General features: G+C 33.0%; 7 protein-coding genes, 1 rRNA gene and 1 pseudogene. 7 read left to right on the plus strand and 2 right to left on the minus strand.

Translation table 11 applies throughout. The annotated features are described in order from the left end of the window. The 3 genes from rrf to pyk form a co-directional block, all read left to right on the plus strand. Positions 1–109: ribosomal RNA gene (gene rrf, locus H8911_RS04555) — 5S ribosomal RNA — on the plus strand; the annotation flags it as partial. A gap of 265 nt (positions 110–374) precedes the next feature. Then, complete coding sequence (pfkA, locus tag H8911_RS04560) at positions 375–1,337, plus strand: 6-phosphofructokinase (protein WP_117926648.1); 963 nt, start codon at positions 375–377, stop codon at positions 1,335–1,337. Between the two features lie 26 nt (positions 1,338–1,363). Continuing rightward, entirely contained in the window at positions 1,364–2,776 is a 1,413-nt protein-coding gene (gene pyk / locus H8911_RS04565; RefSeq protein ID WP_222620955.1) for a pyruvate kinase, read from the plus strand. A 49-nt stretch (positions 2,777–2,825) separates the two neighbouring features. Here the strand turns inward: pyk and H8911_RS04570 are convergent, their stop codons facing one another. Both H8911_RS04570 and H8911_RS04575 read right to left on the minus strand, forming a co-directional pair. Next, positions 2,826–6,083 (minus strand): FtsX-like permease family protein, encoded by a 3,258-nt coding sequence (locus H8911_RS04570; RefSeq protein WP_186998840.1) that lies wholly within the window; start codon positions 6,081–6,083, stop codon positions 2,826–2,828. Between the two features lies 1 nt (position 6,084). Continuing rightward, on the minus strand, positions 6,085–6,789 hold the full coding sequence (locus tag H8911_RS04575) for an ABC transporter ATP-binding protein (protein WP_186998841.1): 705 nt from the start codon (positions 6,787–6,789) through the stop codon (positions 6,085–6,087). A gap of 91 nt (positions 6,790–6,880) precedes the next feature. On the opposite strand from H8911_RS04575, the gene H8911_RS04580 reads away from it, so the two are divergent. The 4 genes and pseudogenes from H8911_RS04580 (at position 6,881) to H8911_RS04595 (ending at position 10,936) form a co-directional block, all read left to right on the plus strand. Next, complete coding sequence (locus H8911_RS04580; RefSeq protein WP_117926652.1) at positions 6,881–7,741, plus strand: DegV family protein; 861 nt, start codon at positions 6,881–6,883, stop codon at positions 7,739–7,741. Between the two features lie 2 nt (positions 7,742–7,743). After that, the gene (locus H8911_RS04585) at positions 7,744–8,601 is read left to right on the plus strand and encodes a DegV family protein (protein ID WP_186998842.1); all 858 of its coding nucleotides are present in this window, start codon (positions 7,744–7,746) and stop codon (positions 8,599–8,601) included. Positions 8,602–8,794: 193 nt separating this feature from the next. Further along, positions 8,795–9,295, plus strand: a pseudogene (tnpA, locus tag H8911_RS04590) (IS200/IS605 family transposase). 168 nt (positions 9,296–9,463) lie between these two features. Then, positions 9,464–10,936: a TIGR02677 family protein gene (locus H8911_RS04595; protein WP_186998843.1), complete on the plus strand. Its 1,473-nt coding sequence runs from the start codon at positions 9,464–9,466 to the stop codon at positions 10,934–10,936.

Consider the following 10,936-nt stretch of genomic DNA (forward strand, 5'->3'; position numbering starts at 1 on the left):
TGGCGATAGCAAAGTGGACACACCTGAACTCATCCCGAACTCAGAAGTTAAGCACTTTCACGGCGACAATAGTTGGGCTTGCCCCTGCGAAGATAGCTAGCTGCCGGGTCCTTTTTTTTTCCTTTTATATTCAAAAGCCAAGTCTAAGTAAATAAAAGACTTGGCTTTTTTCGTACATAAATATTTAGATATATTTTAAAATAACATTATATGTTTTTAGTAATTGTTAACAAAATGTCAAATGTTTCACAAACATTTAATAAGTTATAAATCTTTTTTACCTAAAAGCGTTTTCAGGTCAATTTACTCTTTTTTTAACAATATTTATGTGGTATATTTATGATGATTAATAATGAGTCTATGGAGGACATATTATGGTTAAAAGAATTGGTATTTTGACTTCTGGTGGTGATTCACCGGGAATGAATGCTGCAATACGCGCGGTAACACGTGTTGGATTAAATAGTGGTCTTGAAGTATTTGGTATTTACAATGGTTATAAAGGAATGGTTGAAGGTTATATTGAACCATTAACTCGTGAAACTGTTGGAGATATCGTAAACAGAGGTGGAACTATATTAGGATCAGCTCGTTTACCAGAATTCAAGGACATCGAAGTCAGAAAAAAAGCAATCGCTCAATTAAAAAAGAGAGGTATTGAAGCCGTCGTGGTTATTGGTGGTGATGGTTCATATCGTGGAGCATTATCTTTAACAGAAATGGGCATTAACTGTATCGGATTACCTGGTACAATTGATAACGATATTACTTGTACAGATTATACGATTGGTTTTCAAACAGCTTTAGAAACTGTAGTTGAATGTGTTGATAAACTAAGAGACACTTCTAATTCACATCACCGTTGTTCTATTGTTGAAGTTATGGGAAACCGTTGTGGAGACTTAGCGTTATGGTCAGGTATTGCTTGTGGTGCCGAAATTGTAGTAACAAGTGATACAGGATTTGATGAACAAGATGTCTTAGATCGTTTAAGAGATATCGATATTATTAAAAAGAAAAAACACTCGATTGTTGTAATTAGTGAAAAGATTACTGATGTAGATCAATTTGCAAAAAAGGTTAGTTTGAATACGGGCTTTTCAGGAAGAGCAACTGTTTTAGGCCATATTCAACGTGGGGGATCTCCATGTCCATTTGACCGTTTGTTAGCATCACAAATGGGGGAAAAAGCTGTAGATTTATTGATGCAAGGCATTGGTGGACAATGTATTTCAATTCGTGATAACAAGATTATTTCTTATCCAATTGAAGAAGCATTGAGCATGCCACAAGAATCTCGTAAACCACTAATGAATTTATTTGATCGTTTGGTTTAGGATATATTAGAAGGAAGGATATACATATGAGCAAAAAAACAAAAATTATTTGTACTATTGGTCCAGCTAGTGAGAGCAAAGAAGTTTTAACAAAACTTGTTGAAGCTGGAATGAACATCGCACGTTTAAATTTCTCTCATGGAGACTATGAAGAACATGCGGAACGTGTTAAACGTATTCGTGAGGTTAGTAAAGAAACAGGAAAACCTATTGGTATTTTATTAGATACTAAAGGTCCTGAAATTCGTTTAGGTGATTTCGAAAATGGTGGATGTAATTTTGTTGAAGGTGACGAAATCGATTTAGTAAAAGATGAAGTTTTAGGAAACCACGAAAGATTTACATTACGTTGTCCGGAAGTATTTAACGACGTTAAAGTTGGTGATTACATTTTAATGGATGACGGAAAAATGAAAGTCACTTTTACTGAAGTAACTCCTGATCGTATTCATGGTGTTGTAAACAACCCTCACTTCTTAAAGAGTCGTAAAGGATGTAATTTACCAGGCATTAAGTTAAGTATGCCATTTATTTCTGAAAAAGATGAATCAGATATTCGTTTCGGATGTAAAATGGATGTTGACTATATTGCAGCAAGTTTTACTCGTCGTAAAGATGATGTATTAGCAATTCGTCAAATTTTGATTGATGAAAATAAAGATATGATTCAAATTTTCCCTAAAATTGAAAACCAGGAAGGTTTTGATAACATCCGCGAAATCTTAGAGGTTGCAGATGGAGTAATGGTTGCTCGTGGAGATTTAGGTGTAGACGTAAGTTTAGAATTAGTACCTATTTATCAAAAACGTATGATTGCTGCTGCAAACGAAGTTGGTAAACCAGCTATCACTGCAACACACATGTTAGAATCTATGCAGGAAAATCCTCGTCCAACACGTGCAGAAGCAAGTGACGTGGCTAACGCTATTATGGATGGAACAGACTGTATCATGTTATCTGGTGAATCAGCTGCAGGTCATTACCCAGTTGAATCTGTTCAAACAATGACTAAGATTGCAAATGCTATTGAACCAATGATTCCTTATAAAGATCGTTTGAAAGCTAATGTTAAATCAAGTAAACGTACTTTAAACGATGCAATTGGTATTTCAGTAGCTGATACTGCATTGGCAATTGATATTAAATGTATTATTGCATTTACACAAAGTGGAAATACAGCTCGTCGTCTAGCTAAATTCCGTCCATGTGCTCCAATTTTAGCTGTTACATTTGATGAAGTGACTCAACGTAGTTTATTACCAGTTAATGGCGTAACTCCAGTCGTTTCAAATATTCAAAATAATAAAGAAAATGATATTGATTTAGCTCGTAACTTAGCATTACAAGCTGGATTCAAAACAGGAGATCACATCATTGTTGTTGCTGGATATCCAATCGGATCAGGCAACACAAATATGATGCGTATTGCTCAAATCTAGTTAACATTGCCCTCATTTTGAGGGCTTTTTAATACAAAAAAGCTGTGGGTTATTCCACAGCTTTTAATGAATCAACCATTTGAATGTTATTTAATTTTTTATGCATGCACAAATTGATGATTGCATTGAAAACAATTGTCATCACAAAACTAATCACATAAGATATTGAATTGATTGTTCTACCAAACATAATATCATCCATTTCAGCTAAGTTCATAATTAAGTGATGTAATGCTACACCAATTACTAAACCAATCAATGAACCTAAAATAGTTAATAGAACGGTTTCACGATTGATATATGCATCTACCTCTTTTCTTGTAAAACCAAGAACTTTAATTGTTGCAATCTCACGTTTTCTTTCGGAAATATTAACATTGCTTAGATTGTATAAAACTACAAATGCAAGACATGCTGCTGAAATAACAAGTACAACAACGATATAGGAAATACTACTAATCATGTCTTTAAAGTTTTTTTGTAGAGATGAATAGAAAGTTACGCTTTGCACACCGTCAATATTCATAATTTTATTACCTAAATTTCGTTCAAACTTCTTAGTTGTTTTTTTAGACTTAATTAAGTAAATATGCGTTGTTTTTGCATTTGTATTCCAACTCTTGTATAACGATTCACTTGCATAGATGTGGTGGCCAACATAATTTGTAAATACACCCTTGATTTTAGCTTTAATAACTTTATTATTGGTATCTTTTAATGTAATCATGTCTCCAGCCTTTTTGTTCAATTTAGTAGCCATTTTTTGAGATATTAATACTGAAGAATCATCAAGATCAAATTCTTTGTTACCGTTAAATAAAGTACAGAAATCTTTAAATTTATCATGATTTGAAATAATATGGACCGTAGTAGAAAGGTCTTTATTGTCAATCTTCGTAGTTACCGCAAGATGATCTTCCTCATATACATCTTTAATCCCCTTTAAAGAATGTATTTGAGATGTCATTTCACTTGATTTGGCTGAAATTGTGGCATCATAGTGATAGATGACATTATATTGTTGGTTTACAATATCTGAAATACTATCATTGATACCAAAGCCAGCCACTAATAAGGCAGAACATCCTGCAATTCCTATAATAGTCATGAAGAATCGTTTTTTATAACGGAAAATATTTCTTGCGGTTACCTTCTGTAAGAAAGAAAAACGTTTCCATATAAGTGGAATTTTTTCAAGCATAATTTTCTTACCAGCTTTTGCAGCTTTAGGACGCATTAACTGACTAGGCATTTCAATTAATTCACTATAAATAGAATATAGTGTGGCTAGTAAAGTAATACCAGTTACAGAGCCACTGGCTAATAAGATAAGACCAGGCTGGAATAAAAAATGAATTTTTTCAATGTTATATAAAGTGTTCCAAGCATTAAAGATGACAGTTGGGAACAAATACATTCCTAAAGAACATCCTAAAATAGATCCTAAAACACTTGCACTAAATGCATAGATTATATATTTAAGTGCAATATGACTTTTTGAATAACCAAGAGCTTTTAAAGTTCCCATTTCATTTCTTTGTTCATCAACCATTCTTGTCATCGTTGTCATGCAAACTAGAGCAGCCACTAAGAAGAAGAATACAGGGAATACTTTGGCAATACCATCCATACGGTCTGCACAGGCTCCATAATCACGATAAGAATAATGGGAGTCACGATCTAAAACAATCCATTTACCTCTCATCTTATCAATTTCTTCTTGTGCCTCATTTATTTCTTTTAAGGCATCGTGTTTTCGAACATTAAACTCTGCTTTAGATAGTGCTAGCTTTTCAATGTTTGAATTTATTGCATTTTTGGCATCTTGAATTTTGGATACTCCATCCTCATATTGAGATTCACCATTTATTAAATTAACATAGGCACTGTTTAATTGATTTTTTGCATTTAATAACTGATTTAACTGAGATTGTAATTTAGCCTTTTTTGCGACACCTGCTTGGATTTGGTCGATCGCATCCTGAAGTTGTGGTATAGCCGCTTCTAACTCAGCTTTTTTAGCTATTGTACTGTCAATTTCAGCGATTTTTCCTTGCAGATATACTTTTCCATTGTTTAGGTTTTCAATTACTTTATTCTTTATAGCTTCAGATGATTCATCTGTAGTAGGTGTGTTTTGAGCCTTTTCAATTGAGATGTCTATCAAATGAATAGAATCTTGAATCATTTTACGTTGCATATTAAGGTCATCCATTGCGGCATTAATTTGATTCAAACCATTTTCAGCTTGTTCTTTCTGAGACAATAACTCAGGAAGTTTTTGTTCACTCTCTTCAATTTGAGCAATCGCATTTTGTAAAGTAGGAATATTATCTAATAATTGTAAATTTGCATAATATTCATTCCACCATTGATCAATTTGATTTTTAGAATTCTGAAGCTTAATTTCATTACTTTGAATCTCTGCAAGCCCCGAATCAATCTTATCTTGAGCATCATTTAATTTATTTTCTGCATCATTCAATTCATCGTTTGCTTCCTGTTTTTTTCCATCTAATTCAGATTGATAAGACTGAATACGTACATCGATTTGTTTGTTTGCGATTTTTTTGATTCTTTTTAATACAGGATCAACAACATCAAAATATGCATCGCTATAACAATCTAATTCTTTTGCACCCTTAACACAAACATCAACTTCTGTATAATAATCCTTTAAAACATTTGAATTTTGTATATATATAAAAGAGTTTACCGTTCCTGATCCAATATTACTTGATCCTTTCTCATAAGATAAGTAATTCGGATTATAACAAGTACCTACAATTTTATATTTTGTGTTTTTCAAGGAGTTAGATAAAGCTTCATCTGTACCACTCTGTAATTTGATTGTATCTCCAATATGGAAAGTACCATATAATTTATTTGTAGCAGAGCTAGCCTCAATCAAACACTCATTTTCTCTTTCAGGCATTCTTCCTTCGACTACACGGATCTTATTCATCTTTTGATCAATCTCATAAGAAATGACTTTAATAACCATTTGTGTTGAATCAATCTGAGACAATGTATCCATTGAAAAGTTTGGCTGTACGGATTTGACACCTTTTAATTTTTGAATGGCCTTTACATCTTTCTTGGTAAGTCCCAAAGTTGAATAGATTTGTATATCTTGAACATTATATGTATCAAAATACATATCGGCACTGTTTTTCATATCCGGTGCACTCGCTTTAATTCCGGCAAAGAATGCCACACCAATTGCGACAATACAAAGGATAGATAGAAAACGACCGAGGGAGATTTTAATTTCACGGAAAATATCTTTTAAATAAGAAGAAGGCATATTAATACTCTATGTCATTTACATCCATAGGATGCTCATTACATGTAATACTTTCAATTTTTCCACTACGAACTTTAATGACCTTATCTCCCATTGGTGTTAATGCTAAGTTGTGGGTAATAACTATGACAGTTTTATTTTGCGTTCTACACGTATCTTGTAAGACCTTAAGAACTTGTTTACCTGTTTGATAATCCAAAGCACCTGTGGGTTCATCACAAAGTAAAAGCTTTGGGTTTTTAGCTAATGCTCTTGCGATTGCAACACGCTGCTGCTCACCGCCAGAAAGCTGGCTAGGGAAGTTGAACATTCTATCTTTTAGTCCAACAAGTTCTATAGTTTCATCTGTATCAAGTGGTTTCTTACAAATTTGTGTTGCAAGTTCAACATTTTCGCGAAGAGTAAGATTTTGAACTAGATTATAAAACTGAAAAACAAATCCAACATCATATCTTCTATAAAGTGTCATATCCTTTTCTTTATAAGAACTGATTTCACGACCATCTACAATGATTCTTCCTTCACTGACAGTATCCATTCCACCCAGTAGATTTAGGATAGTACTTTTACCAGCACCACTGGCTCCTGCGATAATCACAAACTCGCCTTGTTGTATTTCAAAACTCACATTATCTAAGGCATGTATGTCGATTTCGCCCATATGATAAGTCTTTTTTACATTTTCAAAAGAAATGAAAGCGCTCATATAAATCACCTCAAACTAATTATATCAGACATTTGAGAAAATTAATATTTCATGTTAGGATTAGGATGATTTCGAAAAAAGGAGAGTTTTAATGAAGGCTCGAGTATTGACAGAAAGTGGTTGTGGATTAACCAAACAAGAAGCACAAGCGTTAGGAATTGATTTTTTACCTTTACAGGTTCAAATAGAAGATAAAACATATTTAGATGGGGTGAATTTAACAGTAGAAGAATTAAATTCATTCTTAGAAAGAGGCTTTATGCCTCAAACAAGCATGCCACCATTAGGCGATATTGAGGCTTTATTAGAATCATATAAAAATAATGGTATTACGGATGTTATTTTGATAACTCTATCAAATGGATTATCAGGAACAAATCAGGCAATACAGGCATCTGGTAAATGGCATGGGGTTAAAATTCATACATTAGATATATATACTACTTTAGGTGTGGAAAAATATTTGGTGTTATCAGCTCAAAAATTAGTTGAACAAGAAATACACCCAGAAGAAATCATTTCACGTTTAAAAGACAGCGTAGATCATTCACGTGGTTTTTTAATTCCAGAAGATTTAGATCATCTAGCTAAGGGGGGACGATTAACTCCAATGGCAGCTAAGCTTGCAGGAATGTTGAAAATCAAACCAATCTTGGAAGTATCTAAAAATACTGAAGGAAAAGTCGATGTTTTTGATAAAGTACGTACAATGTCCAAAGCTATTAAAAAAGCTGTTAAAGTGATTTCAAAAGATGCGAATGCACAAGATTATGAATTTTATGTGTTAAACGGAGAAAATCAAGAAGGTACACAATTGGTGATTGATGAGCTACACGATGTGTTTGGCGAAGACATTCAAATTCATATAGATCCAATGTATGCCGTTATTGCAGTACATACAGGATTAGGTGCTGTAGGCGTTCAATTTGTGAAAAAAGTAAAGGGGGCCTAGTTATGAAGATTGCATTTGTGACGGATACCGGAACAGGCCAGCATCCAGACTATTGGAAAGAAAAAGGAATTTATTGTCTTCCATTACAAATTACTTGTGATGAAGAATCAAAAGATGAATATACAGAAATTACATATTCTGAAGTGATAAAAAAATTACATGAAAAAAAAGTGTTGAGAACATCCTTGCCTAGTTTAGGTAAAATTGAAGATTGTTTTAAAGAATTAAAAAATGAAGGATATGACACAATTTTTGCGGTTCCTATTTGTCGAGGATTATCCGGAACATTGGATTCTATGGAAATGATTGCAAATCAATTAGAAATGAAATTTGTAGGCGTTGATTGTTATTGTACAGCGGTTGAACAAGGATGTATGATTGAGACAGCTAAAAAGATGTATGAAGCAAACATTCCAATTGATGAAATTATTAAAAAACTACAAAACATTGCGGATAGTTGTGAAACTGTGTTGTTGTGTGATGATTTAGATCATATGAAACGTGGTGGAAGATTGACACCGATGGCTGCCGCATTAGGTGGTTTATTGAAAATCAAACCTATTTTGCATATTGGTAAAAGTACGAATGGAAAAGTAGATGTATTAGATAAAGTTCGTACAATGACACGTGCACAAGATCGTGTTATTAAACATTTAAAAGAATTAAATGTAGATTCTAATTATACATTTATTGTTGCACACGTAGATGCGTTAGAAGCTGCAAAAGAATATGCGCAAAAGATTGAAAACCAAATTGAAGGCGCTAAAGTAAAAGTCATCAATTTAGTAAGTGCAGTTGGAATTCATACGGGATTAGGCTGTCTAGCTTTACAAGTATTTAATGAAATGAAAGAGCAATAGGAATTGAGTGTGTGAAATCATTCAATTCCTTTTTGTTTTTATGCTTTTGGCTTTAGCTGGTTGAGTACGAAGTACGAAACAACAAAACCACCTGCTATGCGGGTGGTGTCAAATAAAGTTATACAAAATAATCACCATTCTTTCTATAATGAAGGTGTTCAAGCTATCAAAATAAGAAAGAATGGTGATTATAATGGCTAATAAAGCAAACTCTTTAGCACATACAAAATGGATGTGTAAGTATCACATCATTTTCACTCCAAAGTATAGACGAAAAGTGATATACAATCAATATCGAAAAGATTTAGGTGAAATATTGAGAGAATTATGTAGATACAAGCATGTAGAAATAATAGAAGGACATTTGATGAGAGACCATGTACACATGCTGGTTATGATCCCTCCATCATTATCTGTATCAGAATTTATGGGATATCTGAAAGGGAAGTCAGCATTAATGATGTTTGACAGACATGCAAATCTGAAATATAAGTTTGGAAACAGACATTTTTGAAGTGAAGGATATTATGTAAGTACAGTAGGATTGAATGATGCTACAGTTGCAAAATATATTCGTGAGCAGGAAATGCATGATATCGCAATGGATAAAATGAGTGTAAAGGAGTACGCAAATCCATTCTCAGAAGCAGAGCAACAGGCGTATAAACAAGAAAAAGCAAAGAAAAGGAAATAGTAAAAAATGAAGCCCTTTGAGGGCTGGCGAGAGTCAAAAGCGATAGCTTGAACGAAGTGAAAGCAGCGCCTTGAGATGCGAGCTGGCAGTAAAGGCTTATAGCCGCAGAGAAAACCGCGCTTTTTAAATGCGGTTTTTATTTGTATAAAAGTGTAGTAAAATTTAAATATGAAAATCAATGAAAAACTAACAAAACCAATTACGGAAGTCAATTATTTACGAGCTGAAAATGTGGATCGATATCGCGTTATTATTCGATATTTTTATGAGCAATATGAGAAAATTCAATATTGGCTATATAAAGAAGATGTATTTGAAGCTATGATTCAAACAGGACTTTTTCCAAATTATACGCTAGATCAATGTCAATCAGATTTATCTTCATTAACGGAGTGGAAAAATTTGATTGCGATTCAAGATACATCTAAGGTAACGTCAATTGAGGAGTTTAAAAACAGAAAATATCGTTATCAATTATCTGAGTATACGATTGAAATAGAACGAATGACTTTAAAGCTAGAAAATTTACAAGTTGAAGGAGCATCTCTTGAGCCAACTTTACTTGAAAGAATTCAATATCAAATTATGTGTATTGAAACTTTACAAGATGCAAGTATGTTAGAAATTCATACGTGGTGGAAAGATTTAAATGCAAATTTTATTCGTTTAAACCAAAATTATCAAGATTATATTCGAACTTTAAATAGTGCAAAAGCAGAGGAAATGATGAAAACAGAGTCATTCTTATTATTTAAAGAAAAGATCATTTCTTATTTAAGAAACTTTGTCAAAGGCTTACAAGAACACGCAATGATCTTAGAGGATTATATTCAAAATATACCATTTGAAACCATTGTTATTTTGATTGAAAAAGCCGTGAATTATGAAATGTCTATTCCAAGAATGGATGATAAGATCCAAAAACAAGACATATATGACAATTTTATGGCGAGATGGGACAGCATATACAGTTGGTTTGTGGGAAAAAATGGAATTAGCGAAGTAAATCGCATGTCCGATATAACGAATGAAATCATCCGTAAAATCACGCGTTATGCCCAACAAATTGGAGAATTACAGAATCAAGGTGCCAATCGAGCCGAAGAATACAAACATATTTCAGATTTATTTGGTAAATGCCAAGATTTAAACCAAGCCCATAAAATGAGTGCCTTGTTTTTTGGTGTGGATAAACCACTGCATATGCAAGCTATTCATAATCGGAATACAGATTCTATTGATAGTGGTGTATATGAAGAAGAAATAACATATTACGCATTAGAACCTAGAACTCGAGTAGCTACAGTAAAGACAAAGAGACAACCGGCTCAAGATTATAATTTAGAAAAAGAGCAACAACGATTAGAAATATTAGAACATAAACAAGCGCAAAACGAAAAATTAAAGAATTATATTCAAGATGGAGTGGTTGACTTTGAAAAAATAGATATATTAGATGGTGAATCTAGAAAAATATTATTATCATGGTTATCTGAAGGATTGAATGATGTTAGTAAGACTGCAAAAACAGATGATGGCCGCGATTTTTATATTGATGATTCTAATTTAAAAACAATAGAAGTTAAATGCGAAGACGGAATCTTTGTGATGCCTAGTTATCGTATTTGTTTTAAGAGGTAG

It is taken from the genome of Holdemanella hominis (assembly GCF_014306155.1).
GTDB classification, from domain to species: Bacteria; Bacillota_I; Bacilli_A; order Erysipelotrichales; family Erysipelotrichaceae; genus Holdemanella; species Holdemanella hominis.

Coding starts and splice junctions, on each gene's coding strand:
- H8911_RS04595 (WP_186998843.1), top strand. CDS start 9,464: ATGAAAATCAATGAAAAACTAACAAAACCAATTACGGAAGTCAATTAT.
- H8911_RS04570 (WP_186998840.1), bottom strand. CDS start 6,083: ATGCCTTCTTCTTATTTAAAAGATATTTTCCGTGAAATTAAAATCTCC.
- H8911_RS04575 (WP_186998841.1), bottom strand. CDS start 6,789: ATGAGCGCTTTCATTTCTTTTGAAAATGTAAAAAAGACTTATCATATG.
- H8911_RS04580 (WP_117926652.1), top strand. CDS start 6,881: ATGAAGGCTCGAGTATTGACAGAAAGTGGTTGTGGATTAACCAAACAA.
- pyk (WP_222620955.1), top strand. CDS start 1,364: ATGAGCAAAAAAACAAAAATTATTTGTACTATTGGTCCAGCTAGTGAG.
- H8911_RS04585 (WP_186998842.1), top strand. CDS start 7,744: ATGAAGATTGCATTTGTGACGGATACCGGAACAGGCCAGCATCCAGAC.
- pfkA (WP_117926648.1), top strand. CDS start 375: ATGGTTAAAAGAATTGGTATTTTGACTTCTGGTGGTGATTCACCGGGA.